Annotated in this window: 14 protein-coding genes and 2 pseudogenes; 8 read left to right on the forward strand and 8 right to left on the reverse strand. The window is 61.3% G+C overall.

Going from position 1 to position 18,398, the window contains the following annotated elements; translation table 11 throughout:
- Positions 1-4: 4 nt before the first annotated feature.
- On the reverse strand, positions 5-919 hold the full coding sequence (locus V7773_RS22330; protein ID WP_336075177.1) for a LysR substrate-binding domain-containing protein: 915 nt from the start codon (positions 917-919) through the stop codon (positions 5-7).
- Positions 920-1,104: 185 nt separating this feature from the next.
- Between V7773_RS22330 and V7773_RS22335 the strand changes: the two genes are divergently transcribed.
- From V7773_RS22335 to V7773_RS22365, 7 genes are all read left to right on the forward strand, one after another.
- Complete coding sequence (locus tag V7773_RS22335) at positions 1,105-2,625, forward strand: ABC transporter substrate-binding protein (protein WP_092142400.1); 1,521 nt, start codon at positions 1,105-1,107, stop codon at positions 2,623-2,625.
- Positions 2,626-2,727: 102 nt separating this feature from the next.
- Positions 2,728-3,645 (forward strand): ABC transporter permease, encoded by a 918-nt coding sequence (locus V7773_RS22340; RefSeq protein ID WP_336075178.1) that lies wholly within the window; start codon positions 2,728-2,730, stop codon positions 3,643-3,645.
- Positions 3,646-3,654: 9 nt separating this feature from the next.
- Complete coding sequence (locus tag V7773_RS22345; RefSeq protein ID WP_092344584.1) at positions 3,655-4,557, forward strand: ABC transporter permease; 903 nt, start codon at positions 3,655-3,657, stop codon at positions 4,555-4,557.
- A gap of 16 nt (positions 4,558-4,573) precedes the next feature.
- The gene (locus V7773_RS22350; protein ID WP_336075181.1) at positions 4,574-5,590 is read left to right on the forward strand and encodes an ABC transporter ATP-binding protein; all 1,017 of its coding nucleotides are present in this window, start codon (positions 4,574-4,576) and stop codon (positions 5,588-5,590) included.
- Complete coding sequence (locus tag V7773_RS22355; protein WP_336075182.1) at positions 5,587-6,576, forward strand: ABC transporter ATP-binding protein; 990 nt, start codon at positions 5,587-5,589, stop codon at positions 6,574-6,576. The genes V7773_RS22350 and V7773_RS22355 overlap by 4 nt, the downstream gene beginning before the upstream one ends.
- Entirely contained in the window at positions 6,573-7,997 is a 1,425-nt protein-coding gene (locus tag V7773_RS22360) for a M20 family metallopeptidase (protein ID WP_336075184.1), read from the forward strand. The genes V7773_RS22355 and V7773_RS22360 overlap by 4 nt, the downstream gene beginning before the upstream one ends.
- Positions 7,994-9,148: a M20 family metallopeptidase gene (locus tag V7773_RS22365; protein WP_336075186.1), complete on the forward strand. Its 1,155-nt coding sequence runs from the start codon at positions 7,994-7,996 to the stop codon at positions 9,146-9,148. Before V7773_RS22360 ends, V7773_RS22365 begins: the two co-directional genes overlap by 4 nt.
- Before the next feature lie 10 nt (positions 9,149-9,158).
- Here V7773_RS22365 and mdeB read toward each other — a convergent pair whose 3' ends face one another.
- The 4 genes from mdeB to V7773_RS22385 form a co-directional block, all read right to left on the reverse strand.
- The gene (gene mdeB / locus V7773_RS22370) at positions 9,159-11,855 is read right to left on the reverse strand and encodes an alpha-ketoglutarate dehydrogenase (protein ID WP_336075187.1); all 2,697 of its coding nucleotides are present in this window, start codon (positions 11,853-11,855) and stop codon (positions 9,159-9,161) included.
- Complete coding sequence (locus tag V7773_RS22375) at positions 11,852-12,274, reverse strand: hypothetical protein (protein ID WP_336075188.1); 423 nt, start codon at positions 12,272-12,274, stop codon at positions 11,852-11,854. The genes mdeB and V7773_RS22375 overlap by 4 nt, the downstream gene beginning before the upstream one ends.
- A 46-nt stretch (positions 12,275-12,320) precedes the next feature.
- Positions 12,321-12,779: a transketolase gene (locus V7773_RS22380; protein WP_092221658.1), complete on the reverse strand. Its 459-nt coding sequence runs from the start codon at positions 12,777-12,779 to the stop codon at positions 12,321-12,323.
- Between the two features lie 124 nt (positions 12,780-12,903).
- Complete coding sequence (locus tag V7773_RS22385) at positions 12,904-13,920, reverse strand: 1-aminocyclopropane-1-carboxylate deaminase (RefSeq protein WP_072339314.1); 1,017 nt, start codon at positions 13,918-13,920, stop codon at positions 12,904-12,906.
- A 199-nt stretch (positions 13,921-14,119) separates the two neighbouring features.
- Between V7773_RS22385 and V7773_RS22390 the strand changes: the two genes are divergently transcribed.
- A complete protein-coding gene (locus tag V7773_RS22390; RefSeq protein ID WP_063321819.1) occupies positions 14,120-14,629 on the forward strand; it encodes an Lrp/AsnC family transcriptional regulator in 510 nt (169 codons plus the stop codon).
- A 25-nt stretch (positions 14,630-14,654) separates the two neighbouring features.
- Here V7773_RS22390 and V7773_RS30560 read toward each other — a convergent pair whose 3' ends face one another.
- The 3 genes and pseudogenes from V7773_RS30560 to V7773_RS30570 all read right to left on the reverse strand — a co-directional run.
- Positions 14,655-15,515 carry a sensor histidine kinase gene (locus V7773_RS30560; protein ID WP_442963496.1) on the reverse strand — a complete coding sequence of 287 codons (861 nt, stop codon included), beginning with the start codon at positions 15,513-15,515 and terminating at the stop codon, positions 14,655-14,657.
- Positions 15,516-16,010: pseudogene (locus V7773_RS30565) on the reverse strand (response regulator transcription factor); the annotation flags it as partial.
- Positions 16,011-16,061: 51 nt separating this feature from the next.
- Positions 16,062-18,374: pseudogene (locus V7773_RS30570) on the reverse strand (ATP-binding protein); the annotation flags it as partial.
- Positions 18,375-18,398 lie beyond the last annotated feature (24 nt).

Here is an 18,398-nt window from a genome sequence, read left to right on the forward strand (position 1 = left end):
CGACTCAGAGCTTGGCTTTCGCCAGATCCGCAATCAGAAAATCCCTGAAGGCACAAACCGCTGCCGGTAAATTGCGTCCAGCCATGCTTTGCAGTTCGATGCGCCGCGCATGCATGCCTTCATCGAGGATCGGCAAGCATTGCAGGGCCTTGTCCGCCACCTGTTTGTACAAGGTCATTTCGCTGGCCAGGCTGATACCCCCCTCTTCGCGGACGAAGCTATAGAGCGAGGCAACGTAATTAGTGGTCAACACCGGGTCGAACAACAACCCCTGTACGCCGCAACAGATGTCGAACAGTTGCCGTATCGTGGTGTCGGCCTTGGGGAGCGCAATGGGCCAGGGTTGCAACTCGGCGAGGCTGACCGCTTCACGCCCGGCCAAGGGATGAGCATTGGAGACCACGGCAAAAATCGCCCCGCTGAGGACATGTTCGACCTTGATTTCCTTTTGCGGCGTCAGGCTGAAGGTCATCGCCAGATCGGCTTCGCCGGAACGAACCTTCTCGGTCGCTTCGGCAGGCGCACAGACCTCCAACGTGAAATGAATACCCTGATACTCACGCCGGAACGCGCTGATGGTCCTGGGCATGTATTCCAGTGCAAAGCCTTCCGAGCAGGCCACATGCACATGACCTCGTTGCAAGCCATGCAGCTCGGTAATTTCCAGCACCACCTGCTCGGCCTCGAGCTGCGACTTGCGCGCATAAGCCGCCAGTCGTGCCCCCGCCTCGCTGAGCACCATGCCCCGGGCACGACGCTCGAACAGGCTGGCATCCAGGGCCAATTCAAGCTTGGCAATCTGCCGGCTTACCGCTGACGCCGCGACATTCAGCCGTACCGAGGCTTCGCTGATCGATCCGCATCGCGCCACTTCAAGAAAATAGCGCAGTGCCGTGGACTGCACACCATACAGCTGCATCGGCGCCCCCAAGGTTTGCCTTTTCGGCAAAGGAAGTATCGAAATATTATTCTTGTGGCATTGATAGCCTTTCCCTACATTCGTGTCCAGATCAAAAAAAATACAGCCTGATCTTTTTACCCCCTTTCCGCTTTTGCGATTCGCTGCCCTTTGATTCAACCACTCTCGCCAACGGAGACGACGGCATGGGCATCAAAGGTTTCGCCTGCACTATTGCGCTGATGGGCTTCATCAGCAGTTTTCCGGCTCATGCCGGTAAAGCCAACGACACCCTGGTTTACGCTTCCGACAGTGAGCCTGAAAACATCAGCCCCTATCACAACGATCTACGCGAAGGCGTGATTCTCGGGCGGCTGATCTGGGACAACCTGATCTACCGCGACCCCAAAAGCGGCCAATACCAACCCATGTTGGCCACTGGCTGGAAACAGGTCGACGACACCACCATCGATTTTGAGCTGCGCAAAGGCGTCAAATTTCACAACGGCGACGCCTTCACCGCCGACGACGTGGTGTTCACCCTCAACTACGTGGTGTCGCCCGAAGCGAAAGTCGTGACCGTGCAAAACGTCGACTGGATCAAGAGCGCCGAAAAAACCGGTGACTACAGCGTCCGCCTGTATTTGAAGAAGCCTTTCCCTCCGGCCCTGGAATACCTGTCCAACGCCGTTCCGATGTTCCCCAAGCAGTATTTCGAGAAGGTCGGCCTGGCCGAATTCAGTCGCAAGCCAATCGGTACCGGGCCGTACAAAGCCGTGTCGGTGGTGGCTGGCGAAGGCGTGACGATGGAGATCAACAAGGACTACTTCCCGGACAGCCCGCAAGGCAAGCCCCATATCGGCCACCTCAAGTTCCGGGTGATCCCGGATGCCGAAACCCGCCTGGCCGAGTTGATGACCGACGGTGTCGACTGGACGTGGCGCGTGACCCCGGATCAGGCAGTCGACCTCAAAGGTATGCAGAGCCTGACCGTGACCAGCGGCGAAACCATGCGCATCGGTTTCCTGATTCTGGATGCCCGGGGCACCTCCACTGAAAACTCGCCCATGAAAAACCTCAAGGTGCGTCAGGCCATCAACCATGCGATCAACCGCAATGCGCTGGCCACGCAATTGGTCGGTGGCGAAGCCAAGCCCTTGCAGGTGGCCTGTTATCCAGGCCAGTTCGGCTGCGATACCACCGCGGCGACGGTCTACGACTATGACCCGGCCAAGGCCAAGGCGCTGCTTGCCGAAGCCGGTTACCCCAATGGCTTCGAGACCGAAATCTTCGCTTATCGCGACCGTGATTACGTCGAAGCCATCATCGGCAACCTGCGTGCCGTGGGCATCAACGCCAAGCTGCGCTTCTTGAAGTACGCCGCCCTGCGCGATCAGCAGCGTGGCGGCAAGGTGCCCATGTCGTTTCAGGCCTGGGGCTCGTTCTCGATCCTCGACACCTCGGCGTCGGCCGGCACCTGGTTCAAGGGCAATCCGGACGACAACATCAAGGATCCGCAAGTCCAGGGCTGGCTGCAGACCGCCGATAACGCCCTCGACCCGCAAGTGCGCAAGGAGAACTACCGCAAGGCGTTGCAGCGCATCAGCGAACAGGCGTACTGGGCGCCGATGTTCAACTACTCGATGAACTACGCCTACACCGCCGACCTCGCGTTCACGCCGTACCCGGACGAGCTGCCGCGTTTCGTTCAGTCCAGTTGGAAATAATCCGCACCCAGCGGATTGATCGAGAGGTGCCGTGGCTTGCGGACCAACCCGCACCACGGACACCACCTGACATGTCATCCATTGGATACGAGGAAACTTGCCATGCTTGGATTCCTTCTGCGCCGGCTGGGCATTGCTATTTGCGTGGCCATTACCGTGTCGGTGATCAGCTTTTCTCTGTTGCACCTGTCCGGCGACCTGGCCACGGCCATTGGCGGACCGGAAGCCACCAGCGAACAGATCGAACAGATCCGCGTGCAATACGGTTTGAACAAACCGCTACCGACCCAGTACTTCAACTGGCTGGGCGATTTACTGCGGCTGGACCTGGGCGACTCTTTTTTCTTTCAGGAATCGGTCTACAACCTCGTCGCCAGCCGCTTGCCGATCACCCTCGGGTTAGGGGCCATGGCGCTGGGTATCGCCTTGCTGGTGGCAATTCCACTGGGGGTGCTGGCCGCGGTCAAGCGCGACACCTGGGTTGACCGACTGGCCTTGAGCATCGCGGTGCTGGGCCAGGCGATGCCCAGTTTCTGGTTCGCGCTGATGTTGATCGTGGTGTTCGCGGTGACGCTCAAGTGGCTGCCGGTGTCCGGCAATTCGACCCTGCTGCACTTCGTCATGCCGGCCATTGCCCTGGGCTACTACGCGACGCCGGCCATCATGCGCCTGACCCGTGCAGGCATGCTTGATGTGCTCAGTTCCGATTACATCCGCACGGCCCGCGCCAAGGGCCTGCGCCCTGCCCGCGTGTTGTTCAAGCACGCACTGCGCAACGCCTTGATTCCAGTCGTCGCGCTGGCGGCGGTGGAGTTCGGTTTCATGCTCGGCGGTTCGGTGGTGATCGAAACCGTGTTTTCCCTGCAAGGCATCGGACAACTCGCCTGGGACGCCATCGCCCGTGACGACTTTCCGGTGGTACAGGCCGTGGTCCTGCTGATTGCGGTGATCTACATCATCCTCACCTTGCTGGCCGATGTGCTCAACGCACTGCTCGACCCGCGCATCCGCGTGCGCTAGGAGGCTTACATGAGCACCCCCACGACCCTCGCGATCAATGACTACCTGCCACCCCCGAGCAGCCTGAGCCGAGTCCTCGGCAAGAGCTTTCGTCATCGTGGTTTCGCCATCGGCGCGGTGTTGTTGCTGATCATCTTCGCCGGCGCACTCTTCGCCCCGTGGCTGGCACCTTACGACCCTTATGCGCAAGACGTGATGCTGCGCATGAAACCGCCTGTATGGATGGCCAACGGCACCTGGGAATACATCCTCGGCACCGACAAGCTGGGCCGTGATTACCTGTCGCGCTTGCTCTACGGCGCACGTATTTCATTGTTCATCGGCATCGCGGCGGCGCTGATTTCCGGCTTTATCGGCACCGTCATGGGGCTGTTGGCGGGTTACTACGGCGGCAAGGTCGATGCGTTTATCAGCTACCTGATCACCACCCGGCTGGCGATGCCGGTCGTGATGGTCGCTCTGGCCTCGGCCTCGCTGATGGGCGGTTCACTGAAAGTGGTCATCGTGCTGCTCGGCTGCCTGTTATGGGATCGCTTCGCGGTGGTGGTCAGGGCTTCGGTGCAACAGATTCGCGATGCTGAATATGTGGCCTCGGCCCAGGCGCTCGGCTGCTCGACCCTGCGCATTCTGGTCAGTGAAATCCTGCCCAATCTGGTCGGCGCGCTGATCGTCGTCGCGACCCTGGAAATGGCCCACGCGATCCTGCTGGAGTCGGCCCTGTCGTTCCTCGGCGTTGGCGTGCAACCGCCGACGCCGTCCTGGGGTTTGATGATCGCCGAAGGCAAGCCCTACATGTTCTTTTCCCCGTGGGTCATCGCCATTCCCGGCGTCGCCCTGATGATTCTGGTGCTGGGCATCAACCTGGTCGGCGACGGCCTGCGCGATCTGATCCTGCCCGACGGCCGCAACTGATTAGAGGAGTCCGGACATGGCACTACTCCATGTTGAAAACCTGCGCGTGGACATCCCCATGGGCAACAGCCCGACGCCGGATGACATGCTGCATGCCGTGCGCGGTCTGGATTTTGAAGTCGAGCGCGGTGAAATGCTGTGTATCGTCGGCGAATCCGGCTGCGGTAAATCCTTGACCTCGCTGGCGCTGATGGACCTGCTGCCACGCAAGGCCAGACGCACCGCGTCCCGGCTGACGCTGGACGGCATCGACATGCTCGGCCAAAGCGAGCGGCGCATGTGCGACCTGCGCGGCAACCGTCTGGCGATGATTTTCCAGGAACCGATGACCTCGCTGAACCCGGCCTACAGCATTGGCGATCAGCTCAGCGAAGTACTGACCCAGCATCGCAAGGTGTCACGCAAGGATGCCCTGGCGCGCGCCGCGCAGATGCTGGAGAAAGTCGGTATCAGCAACGCCGCCGAACGCTTGCGCCAGTACCCGCATCAACTGTCTGGCGGTTTGCGCCAGCGGGTGATCATCGCCATGGCGTTGATGTGCGAGCCGGACCTGATCATCGCCGATGAACCCACCACGGCACTGGACGTGACCATCCAGGCGCAGATCCTGCGCTTGATCCGCGACATTCAAAAAGAACTCGGCCTGGCGGTGATCTTCATCACCCACGACCTTGGGCTGGTGGCACGGATCGCCGATCGGGTCGCCGTGATGTATGCCGGGGAAATCGTCGAAACCGCCCCTGCCCTGCAACTGTTCGAGAACCCGCAGCATCCGTACACCCGTGGTCTGCTGGCCAGTATTCCAATCCCTGGCCGGACCAAACCGGGTGAGGCGCTGGGCTCGATTCCAGGGCTGGTGCCGAGCCTGGTGGGCGAACAGCAAGGTTGTGCGTTCCGCAATCGTTGCGCCCAGGCGATAGCGGCCTGCGCGCAAAACATCCCTGAAATCGAACAGGACGGCCACATGGCGCGCTGCCTGTTCGCCGCACCGGCCCCGGCGCCGATACGCCTTCAAGAGAGGGCTCGGTCATGAAAAAAGACATTGCCTTGGAGCTGTGCGACATCCGTCGCGAGTTTCGGATCAACAAGGGCTTTTTCAAACCCGCCGCCACCCTGAAAGCCGTGGATGGTGTTTCCCTGCGCCTGATGCGTGGCGAGACCCTCGGTCTGGTAGGTGAGTCCGGTTGCGGAAAAAGTACCCTGGCAAAGCTATTGCTCGGTCTGTTGGCGCCAACCAGCGGCGATGTGCTAATCAATGGCAAACATCTGGCAGCGACGGATCGCAAGGCAATGGCCCGGCACATCCAGCCGATATTCCAGGACCCGTATTCCTCGCTGAACCCACGCAAGACACTGCGCGAAATCATTACCCTGCCGCTGATCGTGCACGACATTGGCAGTACTGCCGAGCGGCGCAAGAAGACTGAAGAGATGCTCGATGTGGTCGGCCTGCCCAAACGGGTCATCGACAGCTATCCGAGCCAACTGTCCGGCGGCCAACGGCAACGGGTGGCCATTGCCCGGGCGTTGATCATGCGTCCTGACGTGTTGATCTGCGACGAACCCACCTCGGCGCTGGACGTGTCGGTGCAGGCGCAGATTCTCAACCTGCTGCAAGACCTCAAGCGCGAATTCGGCCTGACCTATCTGCTGATCAGCCATAACCTGGCGGTCATCGAACACCTCGCCGATCGGGTCGCGGTGATGTACCTGGGGCGCATCGTCGAAGAACGTACGCGCGAATCGTTATTCGCCAAACCCGGCCACCCCTACACCCGCGCCTTGCTGGATTCGGTGCTCACGCCCGATCCGCGCCTGGGCATTCCCGAAATCGGCCTGCACGGCACCTTTCCCAATCCAATGTCACCGCCCTCCGGTTGCGCTTTTCACCCGCGCTGCCCGAGCTGCTTCGCCCCCTGCAAAACGGCCTACCCGGCCAATGATCCGATTATCGGCGGCAACGTGCGTTGCCACCTCCACGACAGTCCCGCCCAAACACTGGAGCTTGTCCACTCATGAGTCGTTCACTGGCCATCAGCAACACCACCGAACAATTCGATAACGGCGCATTTTTCAACCTGCTCGAACGCAGCGTCGCCTTGCACACCGAAAGCCAGGCAACGGACAGCCGGCCCGAGTTGTATCGCTACCTCCATGACTTCATTACCCCGCATGTCGAGGCGATGGGCTTCAGCGTCAAGATCTATGACAACCCAGTGGCAGAGCGCGGCCCCTTCATGATCGCCACGCGCATTGAACATCCGGAACTGCCGACCGTGCTCAGCTATGGTCACGGTGATGTGGTACGCGGCTATGACGCGCAATGGCGTGAAGGCCTGTCGCCGTGGCAAGTCATTGCCGAAGGCGATCGCTGGTACGGCCGCGGCACGGCGGATAACAAGGGCCAGCACCTGATCAACCTGACCGCGCTGGAGCAAACCCTCAAGGCTCGCGACGGCAAGCTGGGTTTCAACGTCAAACTGCTGCTGGAAATGGGCGAAGAAGAAGGCTCGCCGGGCTTGAATGCATTCTGTGCCGCGCACAGTAAAGAGCTCGCCGCGGATGTTTTCATCGCCTCGGACGGCCCGCGCCTGGCGGCCTCACGACCGACGATTTTTCTCGGCTCACGCGGGGTGTTCAACTTCGAGCTGGTGGTCAATTTGCGCGAAGGCGCCCATCACTCCGGCAATTGGGGCGGGTTGCTGGCCAACCCTGGCATCATCCTGGCCAATGCCATCGCGAGCATGGTCGATGAACACGGTCGGGTGAAAGTGGCGGGCCTGATGCCCGAGACACTGCCTGAGCCGGTTCGCCAGGCGCTGGCCGATATTGACGTCGGTGGCGGACCGGGCGATCCGGAAATCGACGCCAACTGGGGTAACCCCGAGCTCTCGCTGAGCGAAAAAGTGTTCGGCTGGAACACCCTCGACGTCATCGCCTTCAAGACCGGCAACCCGGACGCCCCCGTGCATGCGATCCCCGGCAAGGCCAACGCCCACTGCCATATCCGCTTCGTGGTGAACAGTGACTACACGACCTTTATCCCGGCGGTGCGCGCCCACCTGGATACCCATGGTTTCAGCAATGTCGAGGTCAAGCAAAGCCACGTCGAGGTGATGCATGCCACTCGGCTGGACCCGCAAAGCCCGTGGGTCAATTGGGCGCTCAGCTCCTTGGCACAGACCACCGGCAAAAAACCCGCGCTGCTGCCAAACCTCGGTGGCTCGCTGCCCAACGACGTGTTCGCCGACGTGCTCGGCCTGCCAACCTTGTGGGTGCCGCACTCGTACCCGGCCTGCTCACAACATGCGCCGAACGAGCACTTGCTGGCACCGGTGGTCAAGGAAAGCCTGCAAATCATGGCCGGGCTGTTCTGGGACCTGGGCAACGACGCGGCACGCCTGACCCAGGAACATCAGTTGCGGGAGCAGGCGCAATGAATGCCACTGCACAACAGGCGCTGGACTGGCTGGCTGACCAGCGCCCAGCCATGGAAGCGCTGCTGCAGCGTATCGTCGACACCGACTCCAACAGCTACGACAAGGCCGGCGTCGACGCCGTGGGCGCGCTGCTCGCGGCTGAACTGGAAGCCGACGGCATCCTGCTCAAGCGCATGCCGGTGGAGGGTTTTGGCGACGTGCTACTCGCCGAAGTGCCGGGCGAACCTGGCAAGCCAGTGCTGTTGCTGGGCCATCGCGACACGGTGTTCCCCAAAGGCACCACCACGACGCGCGGCTACAGCCGCGACACCAACCTCGCCTATGGCCCCGGTGTCGCCGACATGAAAGGCGGCTTGGTGCTCAATTGCTTCGCGCTCAAGGCACTCAAGCGCGCCGGAGCGTTGCCCTATCCGGTGCAGGTCCTGTACACCGGTGACGAAGAAATCGGCTCCGGCAGCGCCAGAACCCATATCGAAAACGCCGCCCGTGCCGCCCGCGCCGTGCTCAATACCGAACCCGGTCGGGCCAGCGGCAACGTGGTCAGCGCCCGCAAAGGCGGCGCCACGCTGATCATCGAAGTCAGCGGGCGCGCGGCGCATGCCGGGGTCAATCATGCCGACGGCGCCAGCGCCATCGAGGCCCTGGCACGCAAGATCGTCAAGCTCCATGCCTTGACCGATTACTCGGCAGGCATCACCACTAACGTTGGCCTGATATCCGGAGGCACGTCCAGCAACACCGTCGCGCCTAGCGCCTGCGCGCGACTGGACGTGCGCTTCATCGAACTCAAGCACTGGGATCAAATCCTTAGCGCAATCCTGGCCATCGTCGCCGAAGAAGAACTGATCGGCACCCACGCCATCCTCAAGGAAGCGACCACCTTTCTACCGATGGAAGCCCGTCACAGCGAACGATTGCTGCACATCTACCAACAAAAAGCCCTGGCGCTGGGTTTCAGCGTCGAAGGCGAGTTCACCGGCGGTTGTGCCGACTCCGGATTCACCGCCAGCCTGGGCATTCCGACCCTGTGTGGCCTCGGGCCGGTGGGGGGCAAGGTCCACACTGATCGTGAATACCTGGAGCTGGACACACTGGTGCCTCGCGCCCAGGCGTTGGTGGCGACCATCCTGGCTGTCGGTGAAAGCGGTTGATGGCCCGGCTTCAAGCCTCCCAAGGGGCCACGGCGTCAACGTCAATGGCGTAGCGTTCAATGGCCTCGGCACAGACATTGGCGTCCAGACGCCCCTCATGCACCAGCGAGGTCAGCACACTGAGGACGATCTGGTGGCGGTCCACTTCGAAGAACCTGCGCAGTTGGCTGCGGGTATCGCTGCGGCCAAACCCGTCGGTGCCGAGTACGGTGTAATGGCCATCGAGATAACTGGCGATCAACTGGGGCAAGGCGCGCACGTAATCGGTACAGGCAATGATCGGCGTCGAGTCGTGGAGGCATTCCTGGACATGACTGCATTTGGCGGGTTGCCCGGGATGCAGTCGATTCCAGCGCTCCACTTCACGCGCATCCCGGGCCAACTCGGTGAAGCTGGTAACGCTCCAGACCTGGCTGGCGATCCCCCAATCGCTCGCCAGCAACTCGGCGGCGGCAATCACTTCGCGCAGGATGGCGCCGGAACCCAACAACCGGACACGCCCACGCGCATCCTCGACTTCATGCCGGGCAAACAGGTACATGCCCTGGATAATGGCCTGTTCGACACCTTCAGGAAGGGTGGGCTGCGGGTAGTTCTCGTTCATCAAGGTGACGTAGTAAAACTCGTCGACCTGGCGCTCCAGCATCTGGCGCATGCCGTGATCCAGGATCACCGCGAACTCGCCGGCGAATGCCGGATCGTAAGCCCGACAATTGGGCACCATCGCCGCCATCAGATGACTGTTGCCGTCCTGGTGCTGCAGACCTTCACCACCCAATGTCGTGCGGCCTGCAGTAGCGCCCAGCAGAAAACCACGAGCCCGTTGATCCGCCGCCGCCCAGATCAGGTCACCGATGCGCTGGAAGCCGAACATCGAGTAATAGATGTAGAACGGTAGCATCGGCAAGCCATGCACCGAATAGCTGGTCGCCGCTGCCACCCAGGAACTGATCGCCCCCGCCTCGCTGATGCCCTCTTCGAGAATCTGCCCGTCCAGGGCTTCTCGATAACTGAGGATCGAACCGATGTCTTCCGGCTCGTAACGCTGCCCCACGCTGGAGTAGATGCCGATCTGCTTGAACAGGCTGGCCATGCCGAAGGTACGCGCTTCATCCGCCACGATCGGCACGATGCGCGGCCCCAGTTGCTTGTCCCGGAGCAAGCCGCTGAGCATCCGCACGAAGGCCATGGTGGTGGACATTTCCTTGCCTTGGGCGGCGATGGCAAACCCGGCGTAGCTGTTTACGTCGGGCACGGCCAATGACGCGCAGACCGAAGATCGCGCAGGCAGGTAGCCACCCAATGCCCGGCGCCGTGCATGCAGATAACGCATTTCCGCGCTGTCGTCGCTCGGCTTGAAGAAGCTCAGCGAGGTGGCCTGTTCATCGGTCAATGGCAGGTTGAAACGGTTGCGGAACGCGATCAACGCCTCACTGTCGAGTTTCTTCTGCTGGTGCACGGTCATCTTGCCCTGCCCGGCGTCACCCATGCCGAAGCCTTTCTTGGTCTGGGCCAGGATGACCGTCGGTTTCTTGCCCTCGAGCATTGCGCTTTGATACGCGGCAAAGATCTTCACCAGGTCATGACCACCGCGTTTGAGGCGGTCGATCTGCTCGTCCGTCAGGCCTTCGGCCAAATGCGCCAGGGCTTCGTCCTGGCCGAAGAAATGCTCACGGTTGAAGCGCCCATCCTTGGCCGCGAACGTCTGGAACTGGCCATCGACCGTGGCCGACAAGGCCCGGACCAACGCGCCGTCCTTATCCCGGGCAAACAATCTGTCCCAGTCGGAACCCCAGACCAGCTTGATCACGTTCCAGCCCGCACCGCCGAACAACGCCTCGAGCTCGTCGATGATGCGACCGTTGCCACGCACCGGGCCGTCCAGGCGCTGGAGGTTGCAGTTGACCACCCAGACCAGGTTATCCAGCCCTTCGCGCGCCGCCAGGGTCAGCGCCGACATGCTTTCCGGCTCATCCATTTCACCGTCGCCAAACACGCCCCAGACGGTGCGCCCCGAGGTCTTTTGCAGGCCGCGGTGCTCCAGGTAACGCATGAAACGCGCCTGGTAGATCGAGCTGATCGGACCGATCCCCATGGAGCCCGTCGGGAACTGCCAGAAGTCCGGCATCAACCAGGGATGCGGATAACTCGACAACCCCCGGGCGCCATTGGCGCGTGCGCCGATCTCTTGTCGATAGTGCTGCAGATCCTTTTCTTCCAGGCGTCCCTCAAGGAAAGCCCGGGCATAGACGCCTGGCGCCGAGTGAGGTTGGTAGAACACCAGATCACCGCCGCCGGTTGGGGTGCGCGCCTTGAAGAAGTGATTGAAGCCCACTTCAAACAAATCCGCCGCACTGGCATAACTGGCGATGTGTCCGCCCAATTCGCCATAGGCGTGATTGGCCCGGGCAACCATCGCCAGGGCATTCCAGCGCATGATCGATGCCAGACGCTCCTCCATGGCCAGATCCCCGGGAAACACCGGTTGCTGCTCAACGCTAATGGTATTGATGTAAGGGGTGCCATGGCTGGGTCGCCAGCCGATGCCCGAAGTGCTAGCAACAGCCAGCAGCATGTCGAGGATCTGTTTGGCCCGGCCCGTGCCGCCGTGGGCGGCGACCGACAGCAAGGCCTCACGCCACTCGGCCATTTCTTCATCCTCGACAGCCCGGGCCGGCCACTGGGCATGGGGATTGGACAGGTTCATAGGCAACTCCTGCTGGTGTCGGGTATCGCTTCGAGGTGGCGCGAATGGCTTCCTCGGGCGAGGCTTTTGACTTGCTCTACCGCGGCAATGACGAAGCGCTCGGCCGCCTCGTCTGGTGCGACCGGATAGAGGCATGGCTGATCAATGGAAAGGTCGTGCAAGAAGCGCTCATCCAGTTCACCGAGCACCACAAAACAGTAGTCACTCTTGGCCACTTGCACGCCAACCAGCTTGCCATTCACGGTATTCACCGTATCGACATGGATCAGCGCAACATTGTCAAAACAGCTGAACCCCTGATGGATCAAAGCGATATGGTCGCTATCGAGTCCGCTCACGATGACCACGATACGCGTACAACTGGAAGGCTCGCGCATCCACTTCATTGCATGGATACGACCCTCGGCGGTTCGGCTCATAAGCGTTGCCTTTCTGGTTTCAACTGGCGAATTGACGAGGACTGGGTTAAATGACGCCACGCGCCTGCAGCACGCTTTTGGCCAGGCTCCGGGTCGCCGATAACACTTCTTCCACCTGTCGATCCATCGCCGCAGTGGATGAGGCTATCGTTCCCAGTTCGAGGACGCGCAGCGGATGGCCGCAGACGGATCCCAGCCAGGTCAGGCCAGGCACCGTACCGACTTCCAGTAAAAAGCTGCCGTGTGGGACGCAGCGCAACAGTTGGCGGGCATAACACGCGTCGCCCCCGGTAGACGGCTCCGGACTGGACCCGACCCGCAACCAGTCGACCAACAACGCCTCGGATTGCGTGACGGCCAGATAAGCCACCTGGTCCCAGTCATCTATCGTCACGTGCAGCTTGTCGATCATGTATTTGGGTAACGCGGCGCTGGTCACGATGACCACTCCGGCATCCGCCGAAGGCTCCTTGATCCAGACTGCGGATTGCGATATCCCATGCATGGCGGTACTCCCGGCGGTTGGGTTGCAGCGGCTTGCTCCGAGCGGCGATCCTGACATTCAACATTGATGCCGACTAAGCCACCGCCTCGTGAGCAAGCGCTCGCCTACAGGTCAATGGCGTGAATCAGCCGTTGCGGAACAGGAAGCTGTAGGCATTCAGCGCCGGCGCCCCGCCCAAGTGCGCGTAAAGCACTTTCGAGCCTTCGGGGAACTCGCCACGGCGGACCATTTCAATCATCCCGTGCATGGATTTTCCTTCGTACACCGGATCGGTCAGCACACCTTCCAGGCTGCCGCACAGGCGAATCGCTTCCAGCGTGCCGTCGTTAGGCAAACCGTATTCCGGATAGGCAAACCGCGTATCGAGCACCACGTCCTCTTCGGTAATTTCGCGGCCCAACTCCACCAGTTCTGCGGTATGCCGGGCGATACGCAGAATCTGGGCCTTGGTTTTCTCTGGCTTGGCCGAGGCATCGATGCCGATCACGTTCTTCGAGCGGCCGTCCGCGGCGAAACCGACGACCATGCCGGCCTGGGTACTGCCGGTCACGGAACAGACCACGATGTAGTCGAACGTGAAGCCCAGTTGTTTTTCCTGCTCGCGCACTTCCTCGGCAAAGCCGACGAACCCGAGGCCGCCATAGGGATGCTCGGAACAACCCGCCGGGATCGGGAACGGCTTGCCACCCTGCTCCACGACATCGCTCATGGCCTTTTCCCAACTTGGCCGGATACCAATATCGAAACCTGCCGCGTCCAGTCGTACGTCAGCCCCCATGATGCGCGACATCTCGATGTTGCCCACCCGGTCATACACCGCGTCGGAATAATTCACCCAGTTTTCCTGCACCAGCACACACTTCATGCCCAAGTGGGCAGCGACGGCAGCGACCTGGCGGGTCTGGTTCGACTGGATGCCGCCGATGGAGACCAGCGTATCGCAGCCTTGCTCGATCGCTTCGGGAATCAGGTACTCGAGCTTGCGGGTCTTGTTCCCTCCGAAAGCCAGGCCACTGTTGCAATCTTCACGCTTGGCATACAGCTCGACCTTGCCACCCAGGTGTTCACTGAGACGCTTCAAGGGCGTGATGGGAGAAGGACCGAAGGTCAACGGATAACGTTTAAAACGATTCAGGTTCATGACTCTGCTCCTCGATTATTGAATATCCAAGCGCCAGGCCGAGAAGCAAAGGGCTGCATTCCAGGCTCTTTCACGGGGGCTTCGATGAGTTCAATACTAAGAAGAAATCGAAAAATATGTATTGCAAATTATTATCGATTAAAGAAACATAATTTTCAGCAAAAACCATCAAACATACTTTTACTTCGTAGAAATACATATGAGCGCAATAAATACTCGCAAGAAGCCGACCGAAACAGCCTCGACGCCGCAGCCGCTGGATCGAACCGACCGCGCCATTCTCAAGGCCCTGCAGCGAGATGCCTCCATCTCCAATGTGGCGCTGGCAGAGAAGGTCAAACTGAGCGCGCCAGCCTGCCTGCGACGCGTCGAACGGCTCAAGCAGGCCGGCCTGATCAAGCACATCGTCGCATTGCTGGACAATGAAGCGCTGGATGCGGGGATGGTGGTCTTGATCGGCGTGGTGCTGGACCGTTCCACACCGGAGTCCTTCGCCGCATTCGAGGCGGCCGCGCAAAAAGTGTCCGGCTGCATGGAATGCCATGTGGTGACCGGGGAGTTCGACTACTTCATGTTGATACGAACCAAGGACAGCAACAGCTTCAACCGGCTCCACGCGGAGCAACTGCTTTACCTGCCCGGGGTTCGCCAGATTCGCTCGTTCATGGGGTTGCGCCAGGTCTTGTCGACCACCCACATTCCCCTTTGAGGCGCCAGTCAGGCCGGGTAGGTATTCATTGCTTACTCAGCGAAGCATCAAGAGGAATATCGAGGGTAAAGGTTGCGCCCTGTCCAACCCCGTCGCTGTGCACGGTCAAGCTGCCACCCATTTCCTGCGCGGCCAGCGCGCAGCTGTGCAGGCCAAAACCGTGACCGTCTTTGCGCGTCGTGAAGCCATGGGTAAAAATACGCTTCAGGTGCTCAGGCGCAATCCCATTGCCGTTGTCGGCCACCGTGATACGCAATACTGCCCCGTCAACGAGGGACACGCTGAACGTGACGCATGGGCTGCGATCGATCACGCCGTCCAACGCCTGCTTGGCATTGCCGATCAGGTTCACCAGAATCAGCAGCACCCGGTGCCGATCCAGCGCCAGCAGGGGCAAGTCGGCAATGTTCTTGACCATCGTCACCTCCTGGCGCGCCAGTAATCCAGCACTCATGCGCAAGGCATCGTCGATTAACTCGGCGACCGGCACTGTCTCGACAATACTGACGGCGACGGCATAGGACTGCTGGGCAGCGACAATGGTTTTGATGTGGTCAATGCCCTTGGTGAGTTGCCCAAGTTCTTCGATGATGCCCTGTTGCTCCTCCGTCACCACTTTCGCCAACCTGAGCAGGTAGTCGGGCAGCATCTTTCCTTTGTGGTCTCTGGTGAGAAAATCGCTCAGGTCATGGACGTGTTCGCTCAGCATTTGAGCCACCTTGCCCAGCCCCAGGGCTTTGGAGGTGCGCATCTGGCTGCTGACCAGTTCTGCCGATACGTTCACGCTGTTGAGGACGTTGCCGACGTTGTGCAGCACAGTCGTGGCGATTTCGGCCATGCCCGCCTGACGAGATTTAGCATTCAGTTCGGTTTGCACCTGGCCCATGCGTAGCGCCGCGCGTACGCGAGCCTTGAGCTCCAACGGCGAGAAGGGTTTGGCGATATAGTCATCGGCGCCACTCTCCAGCCCGGAGACGCAAGCCTCGCTACCGCCGCGGGCGGTCACCAGGATCACGGGCAAATGGGCGAAACCGGCGCTGGCCTTGATTCTGGCCGTCAAGCCAAAGCCGTCGAGCTTCGGCATCATCACATCCGAGACGACGACATCGATGGGCCGACGCTGCAGGAGTGCCCAGGCCTGCTCTCCATCAGTTGCGGTGGCGACGCTGTAGTCGTCGCACAACAGCTCGCGCAGATAACTAAGCATTTCCGGGCTGTCGTCTACCACGAGCACTTTGGATCGCAAGGCGTGTTCCGAGTGCTGCTCGACCGCGTCTTCCATCGGCGCCCGGTCATTGCGACTGCCATGGCGGCCGTCGTCGAAACGCAGGTGGCGCTGCTCGGCTGTGCTTGCTGTGCTCGGTGACGATCGCTCGTGCATATTGCTGGTTTCGGCCGGTACAGTGTCTTGCTCGGCCCCCAGCGGAAGTCGAACAAAGAAGCACGAACCCCGTCCGGGCTCGCTATTCACGCCGACTTCGCCCCCCATCAGTTTGACTAGATCCTTGACCAGGGCGAGACCGATGCCGGTGCCGCTGTAATGGCGCGTGGCGGAATTGTCGATCTGGGAAAAACGCTGGAACAGCAACGGCAGTTTGTCAGGCGCAATGCCAATCCCGGAGTCTTGCACCGCGAGCTCGAATCGCTCGCCATCAATCGCGGTCACTGCCACGTGCACGGTGCCGCCAGCGGGCGTGAACTTGATGGCATTGCTCACCAGATTGAGGAGAATCTTCTCGAAGTGCCGGGGGTCCAGGAACACCGTGCCGAGCGCGGGATCGATGCTGCAGGTCAAGGTGCAGCCTTTGCCCTCAGCCACCATGGCGGCATCCTCGGCCAGCACACCCACTGTCTTGTTCAAGTCCACGGGCATCGGACACAACTCGAACTTGCCCGCTTCGGCCTTGGAGAAATCGAGGATGTCGTTCACCCGGTTCATCAAGCGCAGCGCGTTGCGTTGGGCGCGGTCGACTTGCACATGCCAGTCCGCCGGCGGGGTGGTCGCCGCCCTGAGTTGCTCCAACGGAGCGAGAATGAGGGTCAGGGGGGTGCGCAGTTCGTGGCTGACCGTGGCCACGAAATCGCTCTTTGCCTGGTTAGCCGTCTCGGCCTGGTTGCGCGCCTGAATCAGTTCGATGGCCTGCGCCTCCAGCACCTCGGTCTGGTGGTGCAGCGCGTCGGTCCGTTCGGCGACCATTCTTTCCAATGAGGCCTGGACTTGCTGTCGTTCGGCTTCGGCCTCGGCCTCCAACACCCGGATGCGCAGGGCATTCTCCTGGAACACCCGTACGGCGCGGGTCATGATGCCAATCTCGTCGCCCCGTTCGGCGCTGGCGATCTCGGCGTTCAGGTCGCCAGCCGCCAGCCGGCGCATGACCGAGGCCAGGGCCACGATGGGCTGGGCGATGAATCGCGACGTGCTCCAGGCGATGGCGCCGGCCAGCAGGATGGCGACGGTACCCGCAACGATCGTCGCAAGCATGCCGCGATCATTGTGGACCAAGGCATCGGAGCGCGCCTGGCCTGCGAAACGCGCCACCAACAGGCCGGCGCTTCGTGCCTCGTTGCGAACCTGGTCGCGCGCGTCGCTCAAGGCGTCGCTCGCCTGACGGAACCGGGCGAATGCCGCCCGGTAGCCGGCGATCTGATCGCTGACCGTCAGGGGCGTAGCCTTGGCTTGCGGTCCCCCGGACGAAGGGAGAACGCGCGCGAGACGGGAAAGTTCGGCCAGGATCTCACCGACCGAGCCGGCGACCTCGGCCGACGGTGACAGGCGAAACGACAAGGTCTGCGCCTCCAGGGTGGCCACACGCTCGGCGAAACGCTTGGACAACGCGGCGGCATTTCGCAGTAAACCGGTTGCTGCCTGAATGTCGCTGGCGTCATGGGCAACGTGCCCTTCCACTTCCCCCAACATTGCCTCGAGGCGCTCGACCGTATCCCCGACGGCGGCGAGATACCGCAAAGCCTCGCCTCCCCGGAGCTTGGGTGCTTCGCCAAGATGCTCGACCGCCACGCCGGCAGCGTCGAGCGCCGTGGCCAACTGACCTAGAGCCTCTCTTTCCTGCGGTGCCCCCATCAACTCGCGCAATTGTTCGACCACGGGGCGGAGTGCCGCGCTGGCGTTCCGTGCCGCAGTGGCAGCCGTCCCGTCACCGGTCACCAGCATCCTGGCCACGTTAGCGGTGATGATCCGTTCGCCGTTGCGCAGGATATCCAGGATGCGATGGGCGCTTTCGATGTTGCTCACCCGCGCCTCGTGCTCAGCGGTGCGGGACTCAAGCCCCTTCATCCCATCAGCGATGCCCTGTTCGACGAGGATCGTCGCCTCTCGCATCCGCCCGTAGTGGGCTGTCATGTTCTCCGTTTCGCCATCCATGGTCAGGGTCGCCGCGCGCAAGGCGGCGATTGCCGCGGCGAGCCTTTCCAGACTGCCCTTGAGCGATTGCGCCTCTGCCACCGGAATGGCGGTGAGGCCGGCGATCGCCGTCGCCACCATACCTTCGGCCTGGGACAGGCTTTCCTGGTCGCGGGTGGCGATGAAGTTTTCCACCCGCCCGGTGGCCCCGTTGACCGAGGCCAGAATTTCCGCGGAATGGCTGGCGGAATCCACCGCACGGACCATGCCTCGCAGGCCATAGAGGTTCACGAGCGATACCACCAGCATCAGGAACACCAGCGCGGCGACCGCCAGGCCAATCCTGACGGCAATGGGCCTGTCCGTGGAGGATTTGAATGTCAACATGGCGCCTCGCCTCCCCGCTCCACG

Origin of the sequence: Pseudomonas sp. 3JA (assembly GCF_036961705.1) — a bacterium.
Taxonomy (GTDB): Bacteria; Pseudomonadota; Gammaproteobacteria; order Pseudomonadales; family Pseudomonadaceae; genus Aquipseudomonas; species Aquipseudomonas fluorescens_Q.